This is a genomic window from Citricoccus parietis (assembly GCF_042433045.1).
GTDB classification, from domain to species: Bacteria; Actinomycetota; Actinomycetes; order Actinomycetales; family Micrococcaceae; genus Citricoccus; species Citricoccus parietis.
This window is the reverse complement of record NZ_JBHLWH010000006.1, coordinates 1-26,669: the sequence shown is the minus strand read 5'-3', so window position 1 is coordinate 26,669 and position 26,669 is coordinate 1. Positions and strand designations below refer to the sequence as shown.

Sequence of the window (26,669 nt, the reverse complement as noted above, 5' to 3'; positions counted from 1 at the left end):
ACCCCCCGGTCGGCCTTCGCCATCGTTTCCCCGATTTCTACAGACTGTAGAATTCGAAGGTCGTCCTACCCCCGCAGAAGAAGTATCGGAGGTACGTCATGTCCAACCTGAAGCATTCCCCTGGGTCCGCCCCTCGGACCCCCGACCCCCTGCGTCGGCCCGGACGCCGACAGGTCCTGGTCGGACTGGCCGGGATCGCCGCCTTGCCGGTGCTGGCCGCTTGCTCAAGCGACGACCCACTGGCCGCCCAAGCCGGCAATGCCGATGGCAAGAACTACATCGCCGGCGACGGGTCGGTCCTGGAGATTAGGCCGGATGAGCGCGGTGAGCCGGTGCAGTTCAGCTCCACCTTGTTCTCCGGGGAGCCAATCAGCACGGACAGCCTCGTCGGGGATCCCGCGGTGCTTAACTTCTGGTACGCCGCCTGTGCGCCGTGCCGGGTGGAGGCCCCGGACCTGCAGGCCCTGCACGAGGAGCTCGAGCCCCAAGACGTCCGCTTCGTGGGCGTCAATGTCCGGGACACGGTGGCCACCGCGCAGGCCTTCGAACGCAACTTCGGCATCACCTATCCCTCGGTCGAAGACCTCAATGGCCAGGTGCTCTTGGCCATGACCGACTACGTCCCACCGCAGGCCGTGCCCACCACGATCGTGCTGGACCGTCAGGGCCGGGTCTCGGCCCGAATCCTGGGGATCGCCGAGCGGTCCACGCTACGAACCCTGATCACCACGGTGCTGGGCGAACAGGCCTGAACCCACCATGGACCTCCTGACCCTCCCGCGCGCCGCCGTCCAGTATCTGGTGAACCAACCCCTCACCGATATCGTCACCGCCGGTTCGTTGTCCACGTACACCTCCAGCCAGGACGTGCCGGATCCACTGCTGGCCGCCGGCCCCCAGAACACCGGCTTCCACGACCGGCAGGCCTCGCCCGCTACTGACGGGAGGATTCCGAAATGAGCCACACCGATGCGCCGAACCAGCGCCAGGACGCGGAGCTGCCCGCCCTGGGCTTCACGGGCACCCTGCGGTTCCTGTGGGTCCAGCTGACCAGCATGCGCACCGCGCTGATGCTGTTGCTGCTGCTGGCCGTTGCAGCCGTTCCGGGCTCGCTGTTCCCGCAGCGGCCGGCCGGTCCCGGGATCGTGGATGACTACATCTCCGACAATCCCGCGGCTGGGGAGTGGCTGGACCGCTTCCAGATGTTCGACGTGTACTCGTCCGTCTGGTTCTCCGCCATCTACCTCCTGCTGTTCGTCTCCCTGATCGGCTGTGTGTTCCCGCGCGCCGTCAAACACGCCAAGGCCCTGCGCTCTGCCCCGCCGCGCACCCCCCGCCTACTCTCCCGCCTGCCCGAGTACGGAAAAGTCGTGCTGGAATCCACCGGGCCGTCCCCCCGGGACGCGGTAGACCAAGCGGCCAAGATCCTCAAGAAGCGCGGCTACCGGATCCAGGTCCGCCAGGAAGCCGAGGGCAACGCTTCCGTAGGTGCCGAGCGCGGCTACGTGCGCGAAATCGGCAACATCGTCTTCCACCTGTCCCTCATCGGAGTGCTGGCGTTTATGGCGGCCGGCTCGATGCTGAGCTACCGGGGCCAGAAGATCCTCGTCGAAGGCGAGGGATTCGCCAACACCCTCGTCGCCTACGACGCCTTCACCCCCGGCAGCGCCTTCTCCGAGCAGAAGCTAAACCCGTTCTCCATGACCCTGGACAGCTTCGAGGCCGAGTTCGACCGCGAGTCGGATACCCACTACGGCCAAGCATTGGACTTCACCGCCGTGCTGGGCGTACGTCATGGACCGGGCGAACCGGAGCAGACCACGGAGCTGAAGGTGAACCATCCCCTGGACATCGACGGTGTCCGCGTGTACCTGGTCGGCAACGGCTACGCCCCCGAGGTCACCGTGCGGGACGGCATTGGGAACATCGCCTTCCAAGGCCCCGTGATCGGCCGGGCAGAAGACCAGGTGTACACCTCCCTGATGGTCATCAAAGCCCCCGACTCCGAACCCGACCAGCTCGGCTTCGTCGGGTTCTTCCTGCCCACGGCCTACACCGGAGAGGACGGGGTGGCCATCTCGATTGACCCCGAATTGCTCAACCCCGAGCTGAACCTCAACTCCTACTACGGCGATCTCGGCCTGGACACGGGCGAACCGCAGAACGTCTACGTCTTGGACACCGACACCCTCACCGAGCTGAACTCCCGCAACCTCGAGGCCGGCGGCATCACATTGTCCCCGGGGGAGTCCTACGAGCTGCCGGAGGGCAAGGGTTCCATAGCCTTTGACGGCGTCAAGCGTTTCGTGGGCCTGGACATCGTCTACGACCCCGCCAAATGGGGTGTGGGCATCTTCGCCGTGTTGGCGATGCTGGCACTGGGCGTGAGCCTGTTCGTGCGCCGCCGCCGCGTGTGGGTCCGTGGCACCACAGACCCCAACGGGTATACCACGGTCGAGTATGGCCTGCTGGCTCGCGGTGAGAGCTTCGGCCTGCGCGAAGAGAACGTCGCCCTGCGACGCCAGATGGAAAGGACCTGGCCGGTCCAGGCACCCAAGGATGCCGACGACGCTGAGGGAGGCCCCTCCACCTCCGATTACAAGCCGCCAAGCGGCCACGATGCCCACCCCGTCGACATTCAGGCCGCGATGCCTGCCATCCACCGGCCCCCAGAAAGCAAACCCAACACCACCGAGAACCGACCGGAGTAAATCATGCCCTCCATCAACCTGCAGCTGGCCAGCTACAGCGACCTGTTCATGTTGATCGCTGCGTTCATCTACGTCGCGGCCTTCATCCTGTTCACTTTGGACGTGGCGACCTCCTCCACGACCATCCGAAATTTAGAGTCCGAACTAGCTCGCCAACGACCCCGCCGGGAAATGGCCGGAGCCGGCGTCGGGCGCCCTGTGCCTGACACCGCAGGAGACCACCCGCCAGCGGCGCCGGCAGGCCGTGCACAAAGTGGGTCCTCAGCGACCGCTATTCAGCTCAACGAGGAGCTGGTCAACGACGACATGGATTATCTCGGTACCGTCCGCCGGCCTGTCGCGAACGTGGCCGTGGCCCTGATGGTCATCGGGGCCCTGCTGCATGCCTTCGCGGTGATCGCCCGCGGTGTGGCCGCCTCCCGGGTGCCGTGGGGCAACATGTACGAGTTCCTCACCACCGGCGCGATGCTGGTCGCCGTGGTCTACCTACTGTTCCTGATCCGCAAAGACATCCGTTTCCTCGGGACCTTCGTCTCCGGCCTCGTGGTGGTCATGATGGCTGCGGCGACCATGGGCTTCCCCACGCCGATCGCCCACCTGCAGCCGGCCCTGCAATCCCCCTGGATCATCATCCACGTGTCGGTGGCTGTGCTGGCTTCGGCCCTGTTCACCCTGACCTTCGCCATGAGCGTGCTGCAACTCATCCAGCACCGGCGTGAGGCCGCGATGTCTGTTGAAAAAGCCCGAATCAGGCCATTCCTGCGCATGGTGCCCCCGGCACTAAGCCTGGAGAACTGGTCCTACCGCATCAACGCCGTCGGATTCGTGATGTGGACTTTCACCCTGATTGCCGGCGCCATCTGGGCCGAAGCCGCCTGGGGCCGGTACTGGGGCTGGGACACCAAGGAAGTGTGGACCTTCGTAGTCTGGGTGGTCTACGCAGGCTACCTGCACGCCCGCGCCACGCGCGGCTGGACCGGAGAACGCGCCGCCTGGCTCTCGATCATCGGCTACGCCTGCATCGTTTTCAACTTCACCATCGTCAACACGTACTTCCCCGGCTTGCACTCCTACGCCGGCATCCCCGGTGCGGAGACCGCCGAGGTGTACAGGTAATCGACCACCAGATCCAGTTGAGGGCCATTTCAATTCCGTCGCCGAGCCTCCCGGCTGGGCCAACAATACTATTGGAGGTGGGTAAGGCCCTTCCGCTGCCAAGTACACCGCCACGGTCTACGGTGCATGACTCCGGCGAAGGAGCGACACAAGGTGTCCTTCCACCAGGGCCCCGAGGACACGGCCGCGGAGCCCGTCAGCGACTCGCTCTCGCCCGGGGCAGACGGACGGTGAACTCCGCTCCCCGGCCACGCCCCTCGCTGGCGACTGTCAGGGTCCCTCCCTGTGCCTCGACCAGCGCCTTGCTGATCGCCAGGCCCAGTCCGGATCCCCCGGGCTTCGCCTCCCGGCCCTCCTCCACCCGGTAGAACCGCATAAAGATGCGGGACAGGTCCTCGGCGGCGATCCCGTCACCGGAGTCCGTCACCGTGAGCACCACCGCATTGTCGCGTTCTGTCAGGCCCACCGTGACGCGGCCGCCGGCCGGGGTGTGCCGGAGGGCGTTGTCCACCAGGTTGCTGAGCACCTGGCGCATCCGGTCCCGGTCCATCAGCACGGGTTCCACCGGATTGTGGGGTCTCCTGACCGTGAGCTCCACCTGACGCGATCTCGCCATCTGTTCTGCCGCCGCGACCGCCTCCACGACCAGCTCGGCGGGATCCCAATTGCTGAGACGCAGGTTGATCATCCCCTCCTCCGCCTGGGTCAGGGACCTCATATCTTGGGCCAGGTGCTCCAGCCGGCTGACCTGGCCGTTCAGGATGGCAGAGGCGCGCCCGTCCAGAGCCACGATCCCGTCCTCGATGCCTTCGAGATGTCCTTTCAGGGTGGCCAGTGGAGTCCTCATTTCGTGGGCGAGGTCGCCGAGCATCTGGCGCCTGGTCTGGTTCACGGCGTCGAGTTTCGCCGTCATGTCATTGAAGGAATCGACCAGCGAGTCGAACTCGGCGCCCAAATGTCCCTGTTCCAGGCGGATGCCGTATTCCCCGGAAGCGATCCGGTTGGCGGCACGGCTCACCTCGGAGATGGATTTCCTGATCTGGCGGGTCATGAGGATGCTCACGGGGACGGCGATCACCAGCGAGGTCAGGCCACCGACCGTCATGGCCACCAGGCTCACCTCCCGGAAGACGTCATCCAGGTGGAAGATGGCGCGGGCAGCGCGGCCATGGCCTTCTCGGAAGAGCTCGTTGATGTACATCTGTGGTCCGATGAGCAGGGTTGTCACCGTCACCACGATCAGCCCGACGAGGAGCACGGCGACCTGGACCAGGAGGATACGGACCGTCAGCGAGTACTTGGATTCCTGACCCTCCGGGGAGTCCTCCGGGTCCGGATCGCTGCCCCGCCGGCCGCCGTTGGGGCGTGCTCCGGCGTCCTGGCCGGCTGCTCCTGCGCTCACGCCGGGGCTTCCATCCGGTAGCCGATGCCGCGCACCGTATGGATGTATCGGGGATTGGCGGCGTCTTCGCCCAGCTTCCGTCGTACCCTGGCCAGGTGGACGTCCACGAGGTGGTTGTCGCTCGTCCAATCGTCGCCCCACACCATGTCGAGCAGCTGGCGTCGACTCAGCACCTGCTTCGGGTGGGCCGCGAGGCTGGCCAACAGGTCGAATTCCGTCTTCGTCAGCAGGATGGGCTTCTCGGACAGGTGGACCTGCCGCGAGGACCCGTCCACCCGCAGTTCACCGATCTGATGGATGAGGCCGGAGGACTCGTCCATCGGTTGTCCGGCCGCTGTCGGGGCTACCCGTGCCCGACGCATCATTGACTGGATTCGGGCGACGAGCTCCCGGGGGCTGAAGGGCTTGGTCACATAGTCGTCTGCCCCCAGGGACAGCCCGACGATTTTGTCCACCTCATCATCGCGGGCGGTGAGCATCAACACGTGGCAGTCCGAGAAGGTCCGCACCTGGCGGCACACCTCGAAGCCGTCGGTTCCCGGCAGACCGATGTCCAGCACCAGGACATTGGGTGCGAAGTCACGCACCGCGGAGACGGCTTCGGCCCCGTCATGGCGTACCTCCACCCGCAAGCCTGCATTCTGCAGGTAGTCCCGGATCAAGCGCGCGAGGTCCGGTTCGTCCTCGACCACCAGTACCCGTCCCGTCGATGCCTCGGTCATGGTGCCTCCTTCCTGCGGGTCCATGGTCGGCGCGAATCCATCGTCCTGCCGTTCGGTTCAAGGATACGGAGCCCGACGACACCGGGGTGCGCTCCGGGTTGTCCAAGAGGGTGACGGCGGAGCAATTTGCGCCGTGAGGTTCATCCGCGTTCCTCGACAGGCATCTCTGCCGATTCCTCCGACCGGGACACATCATCAGGGATCGAGACATGGTGTCACCCAGATGACAGCAGTCCCCCCGGCCTCAGATCCACAGGTTCGTGGTGCGGATGGAACAGCACGGTGGCAACGCCGTCGGGGGTACCGGCTGGTGAGTTATGGAAGGCGGCCGGAGAACACGGTCCGCTTCCGAAAGCGTGCAGGGCGCCCCGGATCGGCGCCGGAGATGTGGGCGACGTGTAGTGGTCCTACGCCCCGTGGCTCAGTCGGGTAGCCCTGTGGGGCGGTGAGCGTGACCGCTGGCGGGGTGCTGGGTTTGTAGGGGGTGATACTCAATCAGTCCCGGGGTGGGTGTCGGCCGTCAGATTCGCCGCGACATTGCCTGGGTCCACGAAGGCGACCGCAGTCACGGCACCGGCTGACGATACATCCACTCGTCCCCTGACAGTTCCCGCACCGCTTCCGGGAGCCCGCGCCGCCCTCCCTGCCACCCATGGAAAGTCGAGCTACACGAGCTCTTGAATTTTTCAGGGGAGATGAGCTGCGGCAGGCGGTGAAGCTTGCAGGGTCCTCAGGCGTCCCCGGCGGCGTCAGAGGGCTGCGTGGAGACCCTGTTATCCACACGGGAATCTTCATGGAATCTTGAGACGTCTGCTCGGATCCCTCAATGTCCGCCTGCGAACCTATCTACACATTGGCTGCGGATGTGCACCGTGGGCCCGGATGTGGTGGTGCTCGATGCGCCGTCGCCGGATACCAACAGAGAGTCAGGGAAGATCCATGAGTTCGGACGAAGCCATCCGGGGAGCCGTCGTGGGCGCTCCCGCGGCGACGAAGAAGCGGACCGAGGAAGGGCCTGGAAAGCGGCTGATCGGCATCGACGCGGCGCGAGGGCTGGCGCTGATCGGTTTGATGGCCATCCACATCCTGGCCTCCTACCAAGAGGAGACCGGCGAGCCCACCCTCACCTGGCAACTATTCTCCGGCGACTCGGCCGCGCTTTTCGCCCTGCTGGCCGGCCTCGGCCTGGCCCTGTCCTCCGGCGGGCGCATACCGCACCGCGGCCGGCAGATGACCGCGAACCGGGTCGGCCTGGTTGTGAGGGCAGTGCTGATCGCCGTGGTGGCACTTCTTATCGCCTCGCTCATGCCCCCTGTTGACCCGCCGGCCTACAGCATCCTGATCTACTATGCGGTGTTCTTCCTGTTGGCCATCCCCTTCCTGCACCTCGGACCCAAGGCCCTGTTCATCTGCGCCGCGGTCTTCGGCATCGTCTCCCCGATCCTGATCCAGCAGTTGCCCCCGGTGTTGCCCGACTGGGTCTCGTACAACCCGACCCTTGAGCACGTCCTGGCTGACCCGGTCTCCATCGCCTCCCAACTGCTGCTGACCGGCACCTACCCGGCCCTGCCCTACATGACCTACATCCTGGCCGGCATGGCCCTGGGTCGGCTGAACCTGCGAAGCATCCCCGTGCAGGCCGCCATTGCCGGGGCCGGCGCGGCCCTGGCCATCCTGGCCAGCCTCGCCTCCTACGTCCTGCTCTACGCCGTCGGCGGCTACGAGGCGCTGCTGGCAACCCCGGGCATGACCATGCACGACCTGGACGAAGCCCTCGTCTACGGCCCGGAACTCGTGCCGAACACCTCCGGCTGGTGGCTGGCCATCACCACCCCGCACACCAACATGCCCCTGGCCATCGCCTCCAGCCTCGGCATGGCACTGCTGGCGCTGGGCCTGTTCCTGCTCATCGCCAACAAGGCGGGGCAATGGCTGAGTCCGCTGGCAGCCATGGGCGCCATGACCCTCACGCTCTACTCCGCCCACCTGCTCGTCCTGGCCCTGGAGATCCACTACGACGAACCCGCTCTGTGGTTCCTCGTGCACCTGGGGGTGGCCGTCGCGTTCGCCTGGTTCTGGCAACGATCCGTCGGCCAAGGCCCGCTGGAGAAGGTGGTGTCCCTGTCGGTCAAGGGCAGCCGGCGCCTCGTTTCCGGCAAAACCACCAACTCCGGTGGACCCACCGGCGGGCTCGCCACCCACCACTCAGACACCTCGGTCCAGACTCCCCGGGATACCACCAACTACACCACCGACGAAGAACTTCCCGGTTCGCCCGATCAGGCGAGCACCGGCCAAGATCCTCGGGTTTCCACCGATCGGCCCACCAGGGGCACTCCCATCCGGACCGATCGGGGCACCACCATCAACCTCGCCGACGACGAAGCTCCGGGCTACACCGACCAGATCGGCCCGGTCCGAGACCCAGGCAGCGGCACCGGCTAGGCCCTGCTGGGCTTCGTCTCCACCGACGCCGCACAACTGGCCCCCCACATGTCACCCAGGCCTTGGCTCGGACCCCGTGAGTCACCCCGCCTCACCCCGTAGGTAATGGATCTGGGCCCGGAGGAGACTGAGGTGGGTCTATGGAAGGACTGGCCACCGAGGCGACTCCGGTATCCCTGCTGTGGACACTGATCCTGCACCAGATAGCCTTGGGCATCGATGTCGCCCCTGCCCGATAACGCTCGTACTGAGGCGCTCCTTGCATCGCTTGTGAGTCTCCGAGGGCACCAGCGTGAACTGTTCGGGAGTTATTGAGGGGCGGCCGGGCCCAAGGGTTACGTTGGCGCAAAAACTGCGTCCTCCGCGCGGCATGGCGGTCGCTTCGGTTCTTCGGTCGTCTTCACCTAGTACTTTGGACTGGTGCCGATCTCCGCCTTCAACGCCTACCTTGATGAGTCTTCAGTGGCCCGCAGCGAGGCAGCCCAGGAGTACCTGGTGTGTGCGGCACTCTTGGAGCCCGATCAGGTGGAAATGGTCCGCGAGGAGCTCCGGCCCCTTCTACGCCCTGGCCAGATCAAACTGCACTGGACTGATGAGAACTCCAGTAGCCGACGGCGGATCGTGCAAGCCATAGGAGCCCTGGGCCCGATGAATGTCATCGTGACCCATCTCAGTGAACGTCAGCGTAAAACGGAACGGTTCCGTCGCAAGTGCCTGGAGGTCCTCTACTATCAACTCGCTGATCTCGAGGTTTACGATCTCACCCTCGAATGTCGCACCGAGGCACAGGACAAGAGAGACCGGGCCCACATTGTCGCCCTTCAAGGCCAAGGCCTCGATCGAGGAATCCGCATCTCGCACCGTCGCGGCGGAGATGAGCCCCTGCTATGGATCTCCGACATAGTGCTCGGAGCGGTCAACGCCTCCCACATAGGGGAGCACCAATATCTTGAGGCGCTGGAGCAGACGATCTACCTCAAGCAGAGCACTCCCGAATCCCTGATTCCCACAGGGCAAAACGAAAGGCCCTAGATCCAGTCGTCCGGCTGGGGTTCTAAGGCCTTCTTCCCTGTCCGTCGTAACGGTGGGCACTTCAAACAATAGTAGCCGCGCGGCCTACTTGCAAGACCGCGGATCACGACGTGAGACGGCACTGAGTGCAGAAGACAGGGTGGGGTTAGGGCCTCCACAACAGTTGAGGACAAGGCGGGCAAACCCGCCTAGGGCAGCAGCAATTTCCGGGCCATTGTTGCGGACGTTGCCAACCGCTGGGCCCCACATCAAGGCCGGCTCGTAGGCCTGTCGCCTCACCCGTCCAACCAGCGCCCCAACCGCGGCCGGCGAGAGCAGATTCTGGCAGCGGCCTCCAGTTACCACGTGTACGATTACCAATCGAACATAGTTTCGATTCATTGGGGTGGAGAGTTGCTGGCAACTGAGGTCCGGGCCCTGGCCGATGGGCTAGACGACCAGCTCCGAACGCGCGTCGAGGACGGCGTGGTCATGGCCGGCTTCCCCTCGCCGTCCCAGGACTACACCACCGCCGAGATCGACCTGAGCGAGCACCTGATGCCCAACCGGGCCTCGACGTACCTGGTGCGGGCGCGGGGACACTCCATGACCGGTGCCGGGATCTGGGACGGCGACGAACTGGTGGTCGATCGCTCGATTCGACCCCAGCACGGCCACGTGGTGATCGCCGTGCTCGATGGCGAACTGACCGTGAAACGACTCAGCATCCACGCCGACGGCCGCGTGGTGCTCTCCTCGGAGAACCCGGCGTATCCCGACATCGCCGTTCCCTCACTCTCGGATCTGCGGGTCTGGGGTGTGGTCACGGTGGCACTGCATCATGTCTCCCGCGCCTCGTGAGGCCATGATCGCCCTGGTGGACTGCGCCAGTTTCTACGCCTCGTGCGAGCGGGTCTTCGACCCGAGCCTGGAGAATCGTCCGGTGGTGGTGCTGTCCAACAACGATGGCTGCGTGGTGGCCATGTCCCAGGAGGCCAAAGCGCTGGGGATCCCCATGGGCATGCCCTGGTTCAAGCTCGAGCCCGTCGCCGCGGCGCAGGGGATCGTGGCGCGGTCCTCCAACTATGAGCTGTACGGCAGCCTCTCGGCGAGGGTCATGGAGGTCATCGGCCGGCACGCGGCCTGGCAAGAGGTCTACAGCATTGATGAGTCGTTCATCGGCCTGCGGGGCACCGTCGAGGAGCTGGTGCAGCTCGGCCGGCGTATCCGCGAGGACGTGGCCCGCTGCACCGGGATCCCCGTGCGCGTGGGCATCGCCCCCACCAAAACCCTAGCGAAGGTCGCCCTGCTCGGGGTGAAGCGCTCCGCCCCGCTAGCCGAAGTCGGTGTGTGCCACTTCGGGGGCTACTCCCCCACCCAACGGGACGCCATTCTGGCCAGCATCCCCGTCACCGACTTGTGGGGCGTGGCCGGACGTCTCGGCCGCCGCCTGGCGAATCTGAATATCCATACCGCCGCCGACCTCGCCGCCCAAGACCCCGGGCAGATGCGTCGGCGGTTCTCGGTGGTCCTGGAGCGCACCGTGCGCGAACTGCGCGGCACACCCTGCATCCCCCTGGAAGAAGAACCCCGCCAGTACAAAGATCAGCTCATCTACTCCCGATCTTTCTCGGAGCCGGTCACCACCACCCCGGCCATGCGCCAAGTCCTGTCCATCTACGCCCAGCAACTCGCCTCCCGCCTCCGCAGTGCCGGCCAGCAGGCCCGCGTGCTCACGGCTTGGGCCTCCACCTCCCCGTTCGCCACAGACCAGGAACCCCACTCACCCCAGGTCAGTGCCGTGCTGCCCGTACCCACGGCAGAGCCGCTGACGATCGCACGCGGATCCCTAGGGCTAGCCGAGTTGATCCGTCCGGGCACCCGGTACGTGCGGGCCGGCGTCGTACTCACCGATCTACGCCCGGCCGGCCAGGCCGAGACCCTCCCCGGCCTCGGCCCGCCTGGTGAGGGCCGGCAGCTCGGCCCCACCCTAGATGCTGTGGTGGCCCGCTTCGGGGTCGGGAGTATTGGCCTGGGATATGGGGGCCTCGGAACACCACCGTCCTGGCAGATGCGCCGCGCCATGCTCTCCCCTCGGGCCACCACTCACTGGGACGAGCTCGTCACTGTCCGCCTGTGAAGGACACCCGCAGACACCGGGACCAGTGGTGAGGGGCATTCGGCTCAGTACTCGCTGCGGCGCAGATTCATGATGCGCCAGCCGGCGGGCACTCGCTCACGCAGCGCGGCAACCGCCGCCTCGTAGGACTCGCCCTCAGCCGTCAACTCATCGGCCTTCCGATCTCCACGACCCGTGTCATCGTCGGGGATGGTCTCGATGACGGTGGTGATGTTCATCCGTTCAGCCTATGTGCCTTCGGCCCAGGAGGTCGGGTGCGGCAGACTGGGGCTCATGTGTGGACGGTATGTGATGGCCCGAGGTCTGAGCATTAATCGGCTGATGCAACAGCGTCGTCGCAAATGTGCTGACGCTTGTCGGGGGTGACCAGTGCCCAGCGGGGTTAGGCGTCCGAGCGTTCCGGGCCGCGGGCGGGGATCAGGCGCGGGATAAGCCGCACGAAGAGAACCATGATGATGAGCTCGACGAGTGTCTGGGTGACGACGACGAGTGGGGCGAGGTCGTACGCGGCAGGTAGGGCGAGGACGAGTGGGAGCACGACGAGGGAGTTGCGGGTCGCACCGCTGAACACATCGCCCGTGGCACCCCGGACCAGCTTGCTGCACTCAACGTCCCCTCCCCCAAGGACCGGTCCGCCGCCGGCGACAACGGCCCCAAGTGACCGAACCCATCAGCTGAAGGCCCTATTGCATCCGGCCTAGGAAGGGAAAGCGCTGAGGTTGGATTCCGTGGGTTCTGCCGCTGTGCCTGCGGTCTTTCGCTGGTTGCGGTGAAGAACCATCAGCCACATGGCCAGCACGAAGGCCAGGGATGCGAAAAGGCCCAGTGCCATCAGGGTATTTTTGTGCCCGAGGTGTTGGATGAGCACCGAACCGATGAGGGGGGCCGCTGCCTGGGCAAGGAGCGATGGCAAGGCGGTGCGGCCCATGATCCGGGCGTAGTGGTCTTGTCCAAAGAGCGCCAGCGGCACGGTTCCGTTGGCGATGGAACTCAGTCCGATGCCCACCCCGTAGATGATGACGAGGATCGTGGGTGCCAGGATCCCGGTGCCGAGGAAGCTGATTGCCATGGCCGTGGCGAGGGTCGCGGCCAGTAAGGTCCACAACGGGTGGTGTTTGCGCCCGATGACCAGTTCGATGAACCTGGCACCGACTTGCGAGGGGCCGATGGTGGCGGCCAGCACGACGGCTGCTGTGCCGGCGATGCCGATGCCTGCTAGCAAGGTGAACATGTGGACCGACATCAACGCGGCAATGGACATGCCCAATGTGGAGATGCACGCAACCAGGACAATCAACGGCCAGCGAGGCCCCGCTGACCGGGGGCTCTCATTGTTCGGGCGGGCTGGTCCAGCGCTGGGCGTTGACGCACGTGGTTGTCGAGGAATGGTGAGCGCGTACAGGGGTGCGGTGACCAGCAGGTGCGCCCCTGCGTAGATGAGGGCCGTCCCCCTCCATCCGACTTCGTTGACCAGCAAGGTACTCAGCGGCCAGCAGATGGTGCTGGCGAACCCTCCGAAAAGCGTCAGGAGGGTGATGGCCGAGCGGGCGGAAGGACCATAAGTATGTCCCAGAACTGCGAACGCTCCGGTGTAGAGTCCGCCGCTCATGCCCAACCCGAGGATCAGCCAAGCGCCGAGGTGCCACCACTGATTGGGACCCAGACCAAGGACGGTCAGGCCCAAGGCGAGCAGCAGGGCGCTGGCAACCAGGACGGCACGACCGTGGTTGCCGGCCACCAAGGCGCCGACGCGTGGCGAGCCGAGACCAGCGATAACTAGACCCACCGAGACGCCCGCCACCACTAGGGAAATCGGCCACCCGGTATCCGCGGCGATGGGAGCTGCAAGAACCGCCAGCAGGTAAAACGTCGAACCCCACGAGAGGATCTGGCCGAGGCCCAGTCCAGCGACGACGTAGCCGCGCTTGGTCGTGAATCTCTGCGTGATGGCCATGCTCAGACCAGCTGGGCGGTGCTGCGCAAAGACTGCGCTTCGGAGCCTTCAACTGCGGTGAAAACCCCGGGAAGCGAGGTCTTGGAGGCGCTGTCCTGGACGGCGTCGGACGGGCCGGGGCTCATGGTGAAGCCTTTCAAAGCGGGTAGGGGTCGAGGCGCAAGGGGTATCGGGAACGGTCTTTCGCCGGAGGGAGAACCACGAAGGCACTCTGGTGCAGGGACAGTGTCCACAGCGGGCATCCCCTCTCGACGAAGGAGTTTGGCCGTTGGGTATTAGCAGAACAGAGGTACCTATCTCCGAGGGCCTTGGTTGACGTCGGACTGACTGGTCTGCTCGCCTAGCAGGAGAGGCGGCAGTCAGGCCGTGATCTGTGCCCAGAGCTCTTTGACGTGGGTGTCAATGTTCTCGACGATGGCTCGGACCCCGTCAAGGGTCTCGACGGCAGGGTCGGGGATCTCCCAGTCCAGGTAGCGCTTGCCGGGGTAGACCGGGCAGGCGTCCCCGCAACCCATGGTGATGACGTAGTCCGCGGCCCGCACGACGTCGTCGGTCAGGGGCTTGGGGTAGGCCCCGGACAGATCGATCCCGCGCTCGGCCAGGACCTCCACGACGAGGGGGTGGACTTCGGACTGGGGCAGGGAACCGGCGGAGCGGACCTCGACCTGGTCTCCGGCATGGTGAGCCAGCAGGGCCGCGGCGATCTGGGAGCGGCCGATGTTGTGCACACAGACGAAGAGCACCTGCGGGACCGGGGAATCGATCTTGCCTTCAGCCTGGGCCAAGGCCCGGAGACGACTGTCCGCGAAATGCGTGGCGGTGGAGGCCAGATACGTGCGCACCTTCGCTGTGCGGGACAGCGTGGTGTAGGACTCGAAGACGTAGCGTTCAACGGTCTCCGGGGAGAACATCCCGGTGTACCTTTCAGCCAGGTGCTCGGCGGATCGTTGCAGGACGTGGGTATCCCTGGTCTCGGCGGGCTCGGTCATGAGGACTCCTTCACGCAGTGGTGGGCTGGCGGCCGGCTGCGCTTAGCAGCAGCCGGAATCTCGGGTCGTGGAGGGGCCGGCTCCGATGGTGACTGGCTGAGGCGCTCCGCAGCACCCATCTTCGGCCACTTGAGCGGGGGCCGGGGCGCAACAACCCTGGTCCGTCTCCTGTGCTGCGGGGGCCGGTGCGTCGCAGGACCCGCCGAGGTCGGTAGAGCAGACCCCCGTCTCGGGCAGGTGTAGTTCGACGTTGTCCGCAGCAGCCTGGTCCCCAGCCAGGGAGGCAGCGATGGAACGTACCTGCTCATAGCCGGTGGCCATCAGGAAGGTCGGGGCCCGCCCGTAGCTCTTCATGCCCACGATGTAGAACCCGGGTTCCGGGTGGGCTAGCATCTTTTCCCCGTGAGGGGCCACGGAGCCGCAGGAGTGGAACTCCGGATCGATCAGGGGCCCGAGTTGGCGGGGTGCGTCTACGGCCGGGTCCAACTCGAGGCGGAGCTCGGACAGGATGGACAGGTCCGGGCGGAAGCCGGTGGCCGGCACCACCACATCTACGGCCAGGGTCTGGTCGCCTGCCGGGGTTGAGGCGAGCACGTCCACATGATCTGCTGCGGCGCTGAAGCCGGTAATGGTGAAGGAAGTGTGCACCTGGATCGTGCCGGACTCGACGAGGTGGCGCAGTCGGGTGCCCAGCGCGCCGCGGGCGGTCAGCTCGTCGCGGTCCTCGCCCCCGTAGACGCTGGAGACATCGGCCGAGCGCACGGCCCACGAGATCCGGGTGTCCGGGGCATCCTCGGCCAGGGAACCGAGCTCGAGCAGGGTGTTGGCTGCCGAGTGCCCGGCCCCGACCACGAGCACATGCCGGCCGGCGAACGTCTGCCGATCCCGGCCGGTGACGTCCGGCAACGCGACAGTGATGCGCCCGGACGCTACCGCCTCGACCTCGCCGGGGGCGGGCAATCCGGACTGGCCCAAGGGGTTCGGGGTAGACCAGGTACCTGCGGCATCGATTACCGCGGAAGCCTGGATGTCTTCCATGGTCCCGTCGCTGTGTTGGGTCCGGACCAGGAACGGGGTTTCGGCCCGTCCGGTGGTGCGGGTCTTGTCCATCCCGGACCGGGTCACCGCGATGACGCGGGAATCGGTGCGCACGTAGGTGGCCAGCGTCGTGGTGGTGGCCAGGGGTTCTAGATACTGAGTGACCAGTTGGGTTCCGGTGGGCAGGCCCTGCAGGTTCGGGGCGGTCCAGCCGGCGGCGAGCAGCAGGCGTTCGGCGGCGGCGTCGATGTTGTACTGCCAGGGCGAGAACAGGTGGGTGTGGCCCCAGTCGCGGATGGAGGCGCCGACCTCAGCACCGGCTTCCAGCAGCAGCGGAGTCAGACCGCGCTCCAAAAGGTGGGCGGCGGCGGCCAGCCCGACGGGTCCGGCGCCGATGACGACGACCGGCAGAACCGTCGTACCGTCGGCTCCGGTGGTGGCCTTGGTAGTGGTGGTGTCAGACATGGGTCGGCTCCTCGATCAGTGCAGCGGCAATGCTGTCGGCGTCGTGCAGGGCGGCTAGGTAGCGTTCGGCGTCCAGGGCGGCAGAGCACCCGGTACCGGCGGCGGTGATGGCCTGGCGGTAGCGGTGGTCCACGGCGTCGCCGCAGGCGAAGACCCCGGGCAGGTTGGTGGCGGTGGTGTGGGCGTCCACGAGGATGTATCCCTCGTCGTCCAGGTCGAGCTGGCCGGTGACCAGTTCGGTGCGGGGCAGATGCCCGATCGCCACGAACACCCCGGACGCGGATAGTTCGCGAGTGTCCCCGGTGATGGTGTCGGTCAGGGTCATACCGGTGACCTTGTCCTGGCCGTGAATGGCGGCGATTCGACTGTTGTAGGCGAAGCGGATCTTCTCGTTATCCTTGGCTCGGGCGGCCATGATCTTCGAGGCCCGCAAGGCGTCCCTGCGGACCACGATGGTCACGGTGCGCGCGAAGCGGGTCAGGAAGAGGGCCTCTTCCATGGCCGAGTCCCCGCCGCCGACCACGATGATGTCCTGGTCTCGGAAGAAGAATCCGTCACAGGTGGCGCACCAGGACACCCCGTGCCCGCTGAGTTGCTTCTCCTCGGGCAGGCCGAGTTCTTTGTAGGCGGAGCCGGTAGCCATGATCACCGCAGGGGCCTGGTATGTTTTCCCGGCCAGGGTGGTGACCTCTTTGAGATGGTCCTTGAGCTGCACGGTAGCGGCGTCGTCATACTCGATGATCGCGCCGAACCGGGTGGCCTGTTCGGCCAGTCCGGCCATCAACTCGGGACCTTGAATGCCGCCGGGGAAACCGGGGAAGTTCTCCACCTCGGTGGTGTTCATCAGCGCCCCGCCGTGAGTGACGGAGCCGGCTATGACCCGCGGGGCCAGTCCGGCCCGGGCGGCGTAGATCGCCGCGGTGTAGCCGGCGGGGCCCGAACCAATGATGATCAGTTGGTCGGTGGCAGCGTCGGAGATGGTGGTGTCGGTGATCGTGTTGTCCATGGGGAGGCTCACCTTCAGTTCGTCGTTGACCCGGCGGGCAGCAGCTCGGTGATGAGCTGTTGGATGCGGACCTTGATGTCGTCGCGGATGGGGCGGACGCCTTCGATGCCCTGGCCGGCCGGGTCTTCGAGCTTCCAGTCCTCGTAGCGCTTGCCGGGGAAGAACGGGCAGGCGTCTCCGCAACCCATGGTGATGACCACGTCGGAGTCCTTCACGGCCTGATCGGACAGCACCTTAGGTTGGTTCGCGCTGATGTCGATGCCCTCTTCGGCCATCGCCTCCACGGCCGCCGGATTGACCGACTCGGCCGGGGCGGATCCCGCGGAGCGGACCTCGATCCGGCTCTCGGCCAGGTGGGACAGGTAGGCAGCGGCCATCTGGGAGCGGCCGGCGTTGTGCACGCAGACGAACAGCACCGACGGTCGATCTGTGGCTTCCTCGGTGGTTTCAGTGGTGGTCTCTGCGGTCATCGGGCGATCCAAATCTGTCGGCGAGTGCGGGCGTCGGAGTATCAGGAGGTGGTGGAGTCGGTGAGCTCGGCCAGCAGTGCCTTGACCCGGGCGTCGATGTCGTCGCGAACCAGGCGCATGCGCTCGGCTCCCTCGATGCCACGGGCAAAGGGCTCGTCGGTGTGCCAGGTCTCGATATCGCCGGCCATGCCGTCGACCGGCTCGACGTTGGCCTCGCCGCCGAGGACAACCACCCGGTCCACGCGGGCCAGCAGGCCCGGGTCGATGGGCTTGGGGTGCCCTGCGGACATGTCGGCGCCGGACTCGGCGATGACCTCGGCCGAGAGCGCGTTGATCGTCTCGCCCGGCTTGGTGCCGGCGGAGTGGACCTCGACAGCTCCGGCGGCCCGGTGTTCCATCAGGGCCGCAGCCATCTGGGACTTGCCGCCGTTCTTGGCGCAGATGAACAGCACGGAGGGGCGGGATGAGGATGGTGGCTCGGTGGTCATCTCTACGGGTCTCCTGTCGGTCGACGGTTCAGGCGTGGTTCGCGGAGGCGGTCTCAGCGCGAGCGGGGACGGTGGGGTCTCCGGGGAAAAGCTTGCGGCCGGCCCACAGGGACACGTAGACGAGGCCGACGAGGACGGGGACCTCGATCAGGGGGCCGACGACGCCGGCCAGGGCCTGACCGGAGGTGACGCCGAAGGTGCCGATGGCCACGGCGATGGCCAGCTCGAAGTTGTTGCCGGCCGCGGTGAAGGCCACGGTCGTGGACTTGGCGTAGTTCAGTCCCACGGCCTTGGAAGCGAGCAGGGCGATGCCGAACATCAACACGAAGTAGGCCAGCAACGGCAGGGCGATCCGAGCGACGTCCCACGGGTTGGTGGTGATGGCCTCACCCTGCAGGGCGAACAGCAGCACGATGGTGAACAACAGCCCGTACAGGGCCCAGGGGCCGATACGCGGCAGGAACGTCTCCTCGTACCAAGTGCGTCCCTTGGCCTTCTCACCGAAGTAGCGCGTCAGGAAGCCGGCAAACAGAGGAATGCCCAGGAATACCAGCACGCTGAGGACGATGGACCAGACGGAGAAATCGGCCGAGGTGGTCGGCAGGCCCAGCCAGGACGGGAGGACCTGGAGGTAGAACCAGCCCAGGGCGCCGAAGGCGAAGACCTGGAAGACGGAGTTGATGGCCACCAGGACGGCGGCGGCCTCGCGGTCCCCGCAGGCCAAGTCGTTCCAGATGAAGACCATGGCGATGCAGCGCGCCAGGCCGACGATGATCAGGCCGGTGCGGTACTCGGGCAGGTCCGGCAGGAGCATCCAGGCCAGAGCGAACATCAGGGCCGGACCGACGACCCAGTTCAACACCAGCGAGGTGATCATGAGCCGCTTGTCCCCAGCGATGCGTCGGGTCTCGTTATAGCGGACCTTGGCGAGGACGGGGTACATCATCACCAGCAGACCAATGGCGATCGGCAGGGACACCTCGCCGATCTTCACCGCCTCCAGCGCAGTGTTCAGACCGGGGATGAAGCGGCCCAGGGCCAGGCCGGCCACCATGGCCAGCAGAATCCAGGCCGGCAGCCAACGGTCGAGGAAGGACATCTCCTTCATCACCGGTTGGTGCGGGGCAGGGGCGGTGGTGGTGCTCATGCAGGCCCATCTCTCGTATCGATAACCATCGATGGGAACACTACTGGTCATATTGACATACGTCAATGTAAGATGGGGTGATGGTTTCCACAGTTGCCTTCTCCGCCCCGACCTACACCGATCGCCGCAGACCGGTCCTGGTCGCCCAGGAGTGCTGCTCCCTGACGAACGGACCGATCGGTGCCGATGAGGCCCAGCGGGCCGCCGGCATGCTCAAGGCCCTGGCCGACCCCATGCGACTGCGCCTGTTGTCCCACATCGCCGCCCAGGGCTGCGGGGCGGTGTGCGCGTGTGACCTCACTGACGAGCTGGGGATCAGTCAGCCCACCGTCAGTCACCACATGAAGAAACTGGTCGACGCCGGCTTGCTCACCCGAGAGCAACGCGGCAAGTGGGCCCATTACAGTGTGGTGCCGGAGGCCTTCGCGGGGTTGCGGCGGATGCTGGAGCTGGGCTGATCGCACGCCACACCGACAGGGAAACGGTGGAGACTCGCGCTGTCGATGTCTTAGTCATCGGCGGAGGTCAGGCCGGACTGGCTGTCGGGTTTTATTTGCACCGTTTGTCCCGGGATGCCGCCCGTGGGCGCGGCGGGCCAGCTCCCAGTTTCGCGATCCTTGACGCCAATGAGCAACCCGGTGGGGCCTGGCAGCATTACTGGGACACCCTGGAACTTTTCTCCCCGGCCGCCTACAGCTCTTTGCCCGGTTACCGCATGCCGGCCTGGGCCAGTCCGGGCAACCCCTCGGCCGGCCATGTGGTGTCCTACCTGCGAACCTATGAGGAACGGTATGCCCTGCCGGTCCACCGTCCCGTGACCGTTGTGGCTGTCGAAGACCTGCCCGACGGCCGGTATCGCACTCTGACTGACCAGGGAGCCTGGATCAGCCGCGTCGTCGTCAACGCCACTGGCTCCTGGCGCCGCCCCTTCGTGCCAACAATGCCCGGGGCGGAGAAGTTCACCGGGTCTCAACTGCACACCACCGGCTACCGGAGCCGCAAGTCGTTCACCGGACATCGGGTCGTGGTGGTCGGCGGAGGCAACTCGGGCGCGCAGATCGCCGCCGATCTGCTGCCGGCCGCCGCCTCGGTCACTTGGGTGACCCGCCGACCCCCGCGCTACCTGCCCGACGAGGTCGACGGCCGGGCCCTGTTCCAGCTCGCCACCGGCCATGTCCACGCCCTAGAGCGAGGGGATTTTACTGGCGGTGGGGTCGGATCGCTGGGCGACATCGTCGCGATCCCCCCAGTACGGCAGGCCCGCGACGCCGGCCACCTGGAGGCCCAGCCGATGTTCTCTGGCTTCACACCCACTGGCGTTCAATGGGCTGACGGGCGCCAGCAGGAGACCGATGCGGTGATCTGGTGCACCGGCTTCCGCCCCGATCTGGGCCACGTTCGGCCACTGGGGCTGGACATGAATGGGGCAGCCCCAGTGACCGCGGGTGATCTGCCGACCCGATCCCGCGACCGGGCGGGACTGTTCTTCCTCGGCTACGGGGACTGGTGCGGTCCGGCCTCGGCCACCCTGATCGGCGTTGGCGCCCCTGCCCGCGAGACTGCCACTGCTGCGGCCCGACATGCCGCGTCCGCCATCTGATATGCGCCAGGATGCTTTGGCCCGGACGTGGCCGGAAATCCTGCGGCCCCCAGATCCCATAAACTGGTGTCTATGAGTTCCCCGATGCCCGAGTTCGACGCGCCCGCTCCCACGAGCCACGGGCATCTGGCCCCCGATCGGAGTACAGCGGAGAACCTGGCGAGGATGCTGCGTGCCCTGGCGGATCCAACGCGGATTCAGCTGCTGGCCCTGATGAACGGTGCCGGCCCGGAGGGGACGACGGTCAAGGAACTCACGGACGCGCTGACGTTCAGACAGCCGACTATTAGCCACCACCTGCGGATCTTGTTGGACGAAGGAATCGTGTGCAAGTCCCAAACCGGGCGGCAAACCTGGTATTCCATCGCTGCCGAACACGCCGGGTCCATCTCCGACCTGCTGCGGTAGTCCAGTGGAAGAAGCCAGCCTGCCTCAGAAGGCCATGGACCCAACCGAGGCCCTCGACCGGGCCCGTCAGGTCCTGGTGCTGGCCCACCCGGAACGATTGTCTGTCCTGAGCCTGTTGACCTCTCTGCCTGACTACTCGGCCTCGGCCGCTGGGATCGCGGAAACACTGGGAATAGCCCCGGAAGCCGTCGATGAAGCCTTGGATGCTCTCGCGCAGGCCGGGCTCGTGCACTGGCAACGCGGTGATCGTGCCGGCGATCCCCGGGTGTCCCCGACGGCAGATGCCTGGATCAGGTTCAGCTCGCTGTTGGACAAGCGCCCGGGCCCGGGTCCGCTTCCAACTGATGCTCCCGGGGTGCAATCAGGGGTCGGCTCCGATGACCGGCCATTGGGGCCTCACCCCGTCCCCGGCCCGACACCGCCGCCGGGACAGGAGGTTCCGCCGGTCATCCACCGGATCGCCGACCAGCTCGCGCACCGGTTCTCCGCGACGTTCTCCGCCGAGACCGTGCATCGCTACGTGCGTGAGACGTACTTTCTGCTGCGTTCCCGCAGCCGGGTCCAGCGCTATCTGGCGTCCTTGACCAGCCGGTTCGCGACAGAACGGCTGCACGCCCTGGCACTGGCGCGGGGCATCGAGATGCGCCCGGTCCCGCAGGTCTTGTTCGTCTGTGTGGCCAACAGCCATCGGTCCCAGATCGCGGCCAGCATCCTGAAGTTCATCGGCGGCGACCAAGTCCATGTGCGCTCGGCCGGATCCGCGCCGGCCACCGATATCGCTCCAGAGGTGGTGGAGGTGCTGGACGAGATCGGCTGCTCCCTACTGGGGGAATTCCCCAAGCCGCTCACCGATGAGATTGTCCAGGCCTCTGATGTGGTCATCACGATGGGCTGCGGGGACGCCTGCCCAGTCTATCCGGGCAGGATCTACCTGGACTGGGCGATCGAAGTCCCCCCGACCCATGATCTTCAGGCCCAACGAGTAATGCGCGATGAGATCCAGCACCGGGTGGAGGACCTGTGGCGGTCACTGTCCCCCAGCAGGTCGGAGCACCATCAGCCTTGATTGGTCGGCCGGGAATCCGGCAATCCCATCCGGTAACCCACCCTGCGGATAGTAGTCAGATAGCGCCCTCCGTCGACTTCCACGGCGCCGAGCTTCCGGCGTAGCCTGCCGATGGTGACCGGCAGGGCCTTGGACTGCTGGCGTTGGGGGAAGCCGCCGGCTTCGACGAGCTCGGCGGCGGTGCGGATCTGCGGACTGGCGGACATCAGCTCCACCAGCACCAGATATTCCTTGACGCTCAGCTGGGTTTGGCCTTGCTCGCCGCTGAGCACCATGGACCCGCAGTCCAGGACCAAGGGACCCAGGATCAGCCGGCGTGACCGTCCCGGCCGTCGGGGTAGGGTCCGGCCGGCCACCTCGACCAGACGGCGGGCATCCAAGATTCCGTGGCACAGGCCATTGGCGCCGGCCTCCAGCACTCGGAAGGCCGTGTCCACGGACCCGGTCTGCGCTGGAATGGTGACCAGGACGGGAACCAAGGACCAGCGCCGCACCGCCGACACGAAGGCCACGACGTCGACGCCGCCCAGCTCGGCATGGGCCACGACAAGGTCCGGTTTGAGCTCTCCAGCCATCAGCAGCCCGGCTGACCCGTCGGCTGCGGTGAACACCTCCAGCCCGGCGGCGAGGTGCTCGTCGTCGGTGCCTTCCAGGACCTGGTCCGGGTTGCCGACGACCAGGACGCGGAGGATCCCGGACAGCGCCATGACCAGATCTGGGCGATGGGCGCCAGCGGTGCGGTGCGGGTGCACTGCGGTGGTCATCCGAAGCGCCCAGAGACGTAGTCCTCCGTCCGCTGGTCGGCCGGGTCGTCGAAGATCTTCCGCGTCGGGGCGTACTCGACAAGCACGCCGGTCCGGTCACCGGAGCCCTCGGCCGAAAGCGCCGTGAAGAACGCGGTCCGATCCGCGACCCGGGCCGCCTGCTGCATGTTGTGAGTCACGATGACGATGGAGAAATCCTGCTTGAGCTCGTGCATTAGATCCTCAATGCGCAACGTGGCGATCGGATCCAGCGACGAACAGGGCTCATCCATCAGGATCACATCCGGACGCACGGCGATGGTCCGGGCAATGCACAGGCGCTGCTGCTGGCCCCCGGACAGGCCCAGCCCGGAGTCTTTGAGCTTGTCCTTGACCTCGTCCCACAGGGCGGCTGCCCTCAGGGAACTCTCCACCAGCTCGTCCATGCTCTCGACCTTCATGCCGGAGACCCGGGGGCCGTAGGCGACGTTGTCGTAGATCGACTTCGGGAAAGGGTTGGCCTTCTGGAACACCATCCCGATCCGGCGCCGGACCTCGATGGGGTCGACCTTCTTGCCGTAGATCTCCTCGCCCCGGAAAGTGATGGTCCCCTCGACCCGGGCCCCCTCAATGAGGTCGTTCATCCGGTTGAGCGAGCGAAGGACCGTGGACTTGCCACACCCGGAGGGCCCGATCAGGGCGGTGATTTCATTGAAGCCGAACTGAAGCGACACGTTCGAGACGGCCTTGAAATCGCCGTAGAAGATGTCGACATCCTCGCAGGCCATGATCGGGTTGTCGGGCCGCTCCAGGTGGGTGCCCGGTGACGACTCACCGAGATGGGCGGCCACGTCGTCGGTGGCGGGGGCTGCGGGCATTGTGTTGTTCATGTCACCAACGCTTCTCGTAGATGTTTCGGATCGTGATGGCCACGGCGTTCATCGCCAGCAGCAGGACCAGCAGCAGGATGCTGGTGGCCGACGCCAGTTGATGGAACTCCTCCTGGGGGCGGGAGGCCCAGTTGAAGGTCTGGATCGGCATCGTGGAGAACTGGTCGAAGATGCTCGTGGGGTCGAACGTGACGAAGACCAGCGCTCCGAGGACCAGCAGCGGTGCAGCCTCGCCCATCGCCCGCGACAGGGCCAGGATGGAGCCGGTGGCGATGCCGGGCACCGAGGAGGGCAGCACCTGCCGCCAGGTGGTCTGCCACTGCGTGGCCCCCAAGGCCAGGGATCCCTGACGGATCTCGTTCGGCACGCTTCGGATGGCCTCGCGGGTGGCGACGATGACGACCGGCAGGATTAACAGGCTCAGCGCGATGGCCCCGGCAATGACGATGTTGCGCTGGACGATGTTCAGTGCGGTGAGCACCCCGAGGGTCACCAGGCCGTAGATGATTGACGGGACCGCCGCCAGGTTCTGGACGTTGACCTCGATGGCCCGGTTCCACCACTTGTTGTGGTCGGCGAACTCCTCCATGTAGACGGCTGCGGCTACTCCGATGGGAATCGTCATCACCGCCGTGGTGGCGATGACCCAGACCGAGCCCAGGATCGCCGCGCGGGCCCCGGCCTGCTCCGGGTCGGAGGAGGCATAGTCCGTGATCAGGTGCCAGGAGAACATCTCGCGTCCGTCCAGGAATGTCGTGACCAGCAGCACCAGCAGGAACAGTACGGCGAAGGCCAGACAGGCCCACAGGGCGAACAGCACTACCAGTGCGGCTGGGGAGCGCTCACCCTGGAAGAAGCCGGTCTGCTTCAGTCCGCGGGAGGTCTTCGGGGCCGGGGAGGTCCGGTGTGCAGTACTGCTCATCAGTAGGCCTTCCTGAGGCGGCGGACGATCTGGATGCTGATCATGTTGACCACCAGGGTCAGGGCGAACAGCAGAAGCCCCACCGCGAAGAGCGTGTTGTACTCCAGTGATCCGACCCGGGAGTCGCCCAGGGCGGCACTGGCCATGAAACCGGTCATTGTCTGGCCCTGCTCCAGCGGACCAGCAACCATCCGGGCCTGCTGGCCGGCGGCCATGGCCACGATCATCGTCTCGCCGATCGCCCGTGACACTCCGAGCACGACGGCCGCGACGATTCCGGACACCGCTGCCGGCACGACGATCTTCAGCGAGGTCTGCATGCGGTTGGCGCCCAGCGCCGCCGAGCCTTGCCGCAGGGACATCGGCACGGCCGAGAGGGCGTCTTCGGAGATCGAGGCGATGGTCGGGACGATCATCACGCCCATGACCAGGCCGGCCGCGAGCACGCTGAAGGCCCCGGTCGGCAGTTCGAGCCACTGCTTGAAGACCACCGACTGCACGAAGGTCAGAGCGAACAATCCGTATACCACCGTCGGGATGCCCGCCAGCACCTCGAGCACGGGCTTGAGTACCTTGCGCACCCGTGGCCGGGCGTACTCGGACAGGTAGATAGCCGCCCCCAATCCCAGGGGAACTGCCACGAGCAGTGAAATGCCCGTGGTCCATGCCGTTGCTGTGATCAGCGGCAGGACGCCGAAGGACGCCTCGGCGAATCGTGGAGCCCATCGGTCCCCGAACAGGAAGTCCCCGACGTTGATCTCGGTAAAGAACTCCACCGCGGGAACGACCAGGGAGACCACGATGCCGACGGTGGTGGCGACCGTCAGCAGTGCCGCGAACCGCAGGGCCCAGATGATGACGCGTTCCCCCGGGCGGGACTTGGCCTTGAAATGACGGGACCCCGTGGGGGACGACAGAGCTGCTGCTGCCGTCCCCCGGGTTGTGGTGATACTCACGATGCGTACGATCCTTCGGGCGATCAGTTCAGCTCGGCGAGCTGGTCCTGGGCCGTCTGCGTCTGCTCCTCGGTCAGTCCGATGAACTGGGCGGCCTCGGCGATCTCCGTGGAGTTCTCCACGTAGAAGTCCACGAAGTCCTGGACCTGCGACTTGTCCTGGTAGGAGGCGTTGGCCACGTAGATGAATAGCGGGCGGCCCAGCGGCTGGTAGGACTCGTCCTGGACGGTCTCCTCCGACGGTGTGATGCAACCCTCGCCGCCGTCCACGTCGATCAGCTTCAGCGTGTCGGGGTTCTCCATGGCGTAGGACAGGCCCAGGAAGCCCAGCGCGCCGGCGGAGCCGGACACGCCCTGCACAGTGACATTGTCATCCTCGGACGGGGAGTAGTCGGTCCGGATGGCGCCCTCCTCACCGTTGAATCTCCTATGTCTGTCAAGCCCCGGTGAGCTCATTCTGAGCGGCGGTGTTGAGGCGGCGGTAGATGTCGCGGGCGAGGTAGCGCTTGAGGCAGCGACGGATCTCCCGGAGGGTGCGCCCTTCGGCGGTACGGCGCTCGACGTAGGCGCGGGTTCGCGGGTCCATTCGCATGCGGGTGACGACGGCCATGTGGAGTGCTCGGTTGAGGCGCCGGTCGCCACCCCGGTTGATCCGGTGCCGGACGGTGTTGCCCGATGACGCGGGGATGGGGCTGGTTCCAGCGAGGCTGGCGAACGCGGACTCGGATCGAATGCGGCCCAGGTGTGACCACGCGGTCAGCGCGACGGCGGCGGTGACTGGGCCGATGCCGGGCTGGTTGAGCAGGCCACCGGCGGGGCTCTGCCGGACCAGGTCCGTGATCCGCGTGGTGATCTCCTTGAGCTCGCCGTCGAGGACGGCGACGCGTTTGGCGAGCCGGATCGCTTCACCACGGGCGGTGGCCGTGGCGAGCTCTTCGTCGCGGGTGCGCCACGCCGCGGTCGTGGCGATCTGGGTCGCGG

Annotated in this window: 28 protein-coding genes and 1 pseudogene; 12 read left to right on the top strand and 17 right to left on the bottom strand. The window is 66.2% G+C overall.

Annotated features, from left to right (window positions below; all coding sequences use genetic code 11):
• Positions 1-98 precede the first annotated feature (98 nt).
• Genes ACFFIO_RS02185 through ccsB form a run of 4 tightly spaced genes read left to right on the top strand, consistent with a single transcriptional unit; the run spans position 99 to position 3,827 of the window.
• Positions 99-752 (top strand): TlpA family protein disulfide reductase, encoded by a 654-nt coding sequence (locus tag ACFFIO_RS02185; protein WP_159554203.1) that lies wholly within the window; start codon positions 99-101, stop codon positions 750-752.
• 7 nt (positions 753-759) lie between these two features.
• Positions 760-960, top strand: coding sequence for a hypothetical protein (locus tag ACFFIO_RS02180; protein ID WP_159554205.1), 201 nt, complete (start codon positions 760-762; stop codon positions 958-960).
• Entirely contained in the window at positions 957-2,711 is a 1,755-nt protein-coding gene (resB, locus tag ACFFIO_RS02175; protein ID WP_159554207.1) for a cytochrome c biogenesis protein ResB, read from the top strand. Before ACFFIO_RS02180 ends, resB begins: the two co-directional genes overlap by 4 nt.
• 3 nt (positions 2,712-2,714) lie before the next feature.
• Positions 2,715-3,827 carry a c-type cytochrome biogenesis protein CcsB gene (ccsB, locus tag ACFFIO_RS02170; RefSeq protein WP_159554209.1) on the top strand — a complete coding sequence of 371 codons (1,113 nt, stop codon included), beginning with the start codon at positions 2,715-2,717 and terminating at the stop codon, positions 3,825-3,827.
• 196 nt (positions 3,828-4,023) lie between these two features.
• Here ccsB and ACFFIO_RS02165 read toward each other — a convergent pair whose 3' ends face one another.
• Positions 4,024-5,229 carry a sensor histidine kinase gene (locus ACFFIO_RS02165; RefSeq protein ID WP_159554211.1) on the bottom strand — a complete coding sequence of 402 codons (1,206 nt, stop codon included), beginning with the start codon at positions 5,227-5,229 and terminating at the stop codon, positions 4,024-4,026.
• Complete coding sequence (locus ACFFIO_RS02160) at positions 5,226-5,951, bottom strand: response regulator (protein ID WP_159554213.1); 726 nt, start codon at positions 5,949-5,951, stop codon at positions 5,226-5,228. The genes ACFFIO_RS02165 and ACFFIO_RS02160 overlap by 4 nt, the downstream gene beginning before the upstream one ends.
• Positions 5,952-6,890: 939 nt before the next feature.
• Between ACFFIO_RS02160 and ACFFIO_RS02155 the strand changes: the two genes are divergently transcribed.
• The 4 genes from ACFFIO_RS02155 to ACFFIO_RS02140 all read left to right on the top strand — a co-directional run bounded on the left by ACFFIO_RS02155 (position 6,891) and on the right by ACFFIO_RS02140 (position 11,547).
• Positions 6,891-8,396 carry a heparan-alpha-glucosaminide N-acetyltransferase domain-containing protein gene (locus tag ACFFIO_RS02155; RefSeq protein ID WP_159554215.1) on the top strand — a complete coding sequence of 502 codons (1,506 nt, stop codon included), beginning with the start codon at positions 6,891-6,893 and terminating at the stop codon, positions 8,394-8,396.
• 420 nt (positions 8,397-8,816) lie between these two features.
• Complete coding sequence (locus ACFFIO_RS02150) at positions 8,817-9,428, top strand: hypothetical protein (protein ID WP_201301233.1); 612 nt, start codon at positions 8,817-8,819, stop codon at positions 9,426-9,428.
• Positions 9,429-9,899: 471 nt separating this feature from the next.
• Positions 9,900-10,268, top strand: a complete 369-nt coding sequence (locus ACFFIO_RS02145; protein ID WP_159555318.1) for a LexA family protein — start codon at positions 9,900-9,902, stop codon at positions 10,266-10,268.
• Positions 10,249-11,547, top strand: a complete 1,299-nt coding sequence (locus ACFFIO_RS02140) for a Y-family DNA polymerase (RefSeq protein ID WP_188806896.1) — start codon at positions 10,249-10,251, stop codon at positions 11,545-11,547. The genes ACFFIO_RS02145 and ACFFIO_RS02140 overlap by 20 nt, the downstream gene beginning before the upstream one ends.
• Before the next feature lie 44 nt (positions 11,548-11,591).
• Here ACFFIO_RS02140 and ACFFIO_RS02135 read toward each other — a convergent pair whose 3' ends face one another.
• From ACFFIO_RS02135 to arsB, 9 genes and pseudogenes are all read right to left on the bottom strand, one after another.
• On the bottom strand, positions 11,592-11,765 hold the full coding sequence (locus ACFFIO_RS02135) for a hypothetical protein (RefSeq protein ID WP_159554217.1): 174 nt from the start codon (positions 11,763-11,765) through the stop codon (positions 11,592-11,594).
• Positions 11,766-11,929: 164 nt separating this feature from the next.
• Positions 11,930-12,118 (bottom strand): annotated as a pseudogene (locus ACFFIO_RS02130) (arsenic resistance protein); the annotation flags it as partial.
• A 126-nt stretch (positions 12,119-12,244) separates the two neighbouring features.
• A complete protein-coding gene (locus ACFFIO_RS02125) occupies positions 12,245-13,501 on the bottom strand; it encodes an MFS transporter (RefSeq protein ID WP_159554219.1) in 1,257 nt (418 codons plus the stop codon).
• Positions 13,502-13,860: 359 nt separating this feature from the next.
• Positions 13,861-14,490, bottom strand: coding sequence for an arsenate reductase ArsC (locus ACFFIO_RS02120; protein ID WP_159554221.1), 630 nt, complete (start codon positions 14,488-14,490; stop codon positions 13,861-13,863).
• Positions 14,491-14,532: 42 nt separating this feature from the next.
• Complete coding sequence (locus ACFFIO_RS02115; protein WP_159554223.1) at positions 14,533-15,993, bottom strand: FAD-dependent oxidoreductase; 1,461 nt, start codon at positions 15,991-15,993, stop codon at positions 14,533-14,535.
• Positions 15,986-16,999, bottom strand: coding sequence for a thioredoxin-disulfide reductase (gene trxB / locus ACFFIO_RS02110; protein ID WP_159554225.1), 1,014 nt, complete (start codon positions 16,997-16,999; stop codon positions 15,986-15,988). Before trxB ends, ACFFIO_RS02115 begins: the two co-directional genes overlap by 8 nt.
• 14 nt (positions 17,000-17,013) lie before the next feature.
• Positions 17,014-17,469 carry an arsenate reductase ArsC gene (locus ACFFIO_RS02105; protein ID WP_159554227.1) on the bottom strand — a complete coding sequence of 152 codons (456 nt, stop codon included), beginning with the start codon at positions 17,467-17,469 and terminating at the stop codon, positions 17,014-17,016.
• Positions 17,470-17,510: 41 nt separating this feature from the next.
• Entirely contained in the window at positions 17,511-17,957 is a 447-nt protein-coding gene (locus tag ACFFIO_RS02100; protein WP_159554229.1) for an arsenate-mycothiol transferase ArsC, read from the bottom strand.
• Between the two features lie 28 nt (positions 17,958-17,985).
• Entirely contained in the window at positions 17,986-19,104 is a 1,119-nt protein-coding gene (arsB, locus tag ACFFIO_RS02095; protein ID WP_159554231.1) for an ACR3 family arsenite efflux transporter, read from the bottom strand.
• 80 nt (positions 19,105-19,184) lie between these two features.
• Here arsB and ACFFIO_RS02090 point away from each other — a divergent pair, with 80 nt between their 5' ends.
• From ACFFIO_RS02090 to ACFFIO_RS02075, 4 genes are all read left to right on the top strand, one after another.
• Positions 19,185-19,562 carry an ArsR/SmtB family transcription factor gene (locus ACFFIO_RS02090; RefSeq protein WP_159554233.1) on the top strand — a complete coding sequence of 126 codons (378 nt, stop codon included), beginning with the start codon at positions 19,185-19,187 and terminating at the stop codon, positions 19,560-19,562.
• Positions 19,563-19,588: 26 nt separating this feature from the next.
• A complete protein-coding gene (locus ACFFIO_RS02085) occupies positions 19,589-20,704 on the top strand; it encodes an ArsO family NAD(P)H-dependent flavin-containing monooxygenase (RefSeq protein ID WP_159554235.1) in 1,116 nt (371 codons plus the stop codon).
• Between the two features lie 72 nt (positions 20,705-20,776).
• Positions 20,777-21,112, top strand: a complete 336-nt coding sequence (locus ACFFIO_RS02080) for an ArsR/SmtB family transcription factor (protein ID WP_159554237.1) — start codon at positions 20,777-20,779, stop codon at positions 21,110-21,112.
• Positions 21,113-21,146: 34 nt separating this feature from the next.
• Positions 21,147-22,178: an arsenate reductase/protein-tyrosine-phosphatase family protein gene (locus ACFFIO_RS02075; protein ID WP_159554239.1), complete on the top strand. Its 1,032-nt coding sequence runs from the start codon at positions 21,147-21,149 to the stop codon at positions 22,176-22,178.
• Here the strand turns inward: ACFFIO_RS02075 and ACFFIO_RS02070 are convergent.
• The 6 genes from ACFFIO_RS02070 to ACFFIO_RS02045 all read right to left on the bottom strand — a co-directional run.
• Positions 22,169-22,942 carry a response regulator transcription factor gene (locus ACFFIO_RS02070; RefSeq protein WP_159554241.1) on the bottom strand — a complete coding sequence of 258 codons (774 nt, stop codon included), beginning with the start codon at positions 22,940-22,942 and terminating at the stop codon, positions 22,169-22,171. The two genes, ACFFIO_RS02075 and ACFFIO_RS02070, sit on opposite strands and share 10 nt — an antisense overlap.
• Positions 22,939-23,709, bottom strand: coding sequence for a phosphate ABC transporter ATP-binding protein PstB (pstB, locus tag ACFFIO_RS02065; RefSeq protein ID WP_201301309.1), 771 nt, complete (start codon positions 23,707-23,709; stop codon positions 22,939-22,941). The genes ACFFIO_RS02070 and pstB overlap by 4 nt, the downstream gene beginning before the upstream one ends.
• 103 nt (positions 23,710-23,812) lie before the next feature.
• The gene (gene pstA, locus ACFFIO_RS02060) at positions 23,813-24,733 is read right to left on the bottom strand and encodes a phosphate ABC transporter permease PstA (protein WP_159554244.1); all 921 of its coding nucleotides are present in this window, start codon (positions 24,731-24,733) and stop codon (positions 23,813-23,815) included.
• The gene (gene pstC / locus ACFFIO_RS02055; RefSeq protein ID WP_201301234.1) at positions 24,733-25,689 is read right to left on the bottom strand and encodes a phosphate ABC transporter permease subunit PstC; all 957 of its coding nucleotides are present in this window, start codon (positions 25,687-25,689) and stop codon (positions 24,733-24,735) included. The genes pstA and pstC overlap by 1 nt, the downstream gene beginning before the upstream one ends.
• A 23-nt stretch (positions 25,690-25,712) precedes the next feature.
• Complete coding sequence (locus ACFFIO_RS02050; protein ID WP_378040013.1) at positions 25,713-26,144, bottom strand: type 2 periplasmic-binding domain-containing protein; 432 nt, start codon at positions 26,142-26,144, stop codon at positions 25,713-25,715.
• Positions 26,125-26,669 (bottom strand): transposase (locus ACFFIO_RS02045; RefSeq protein ID WP_378040012.1); only part of this gene is annotated, 545 nt, incomplete at its 5' end. The genes ACFFIO_RS02050 and ACFFIO_RS02045, both read right to left, overlap by 20 nt.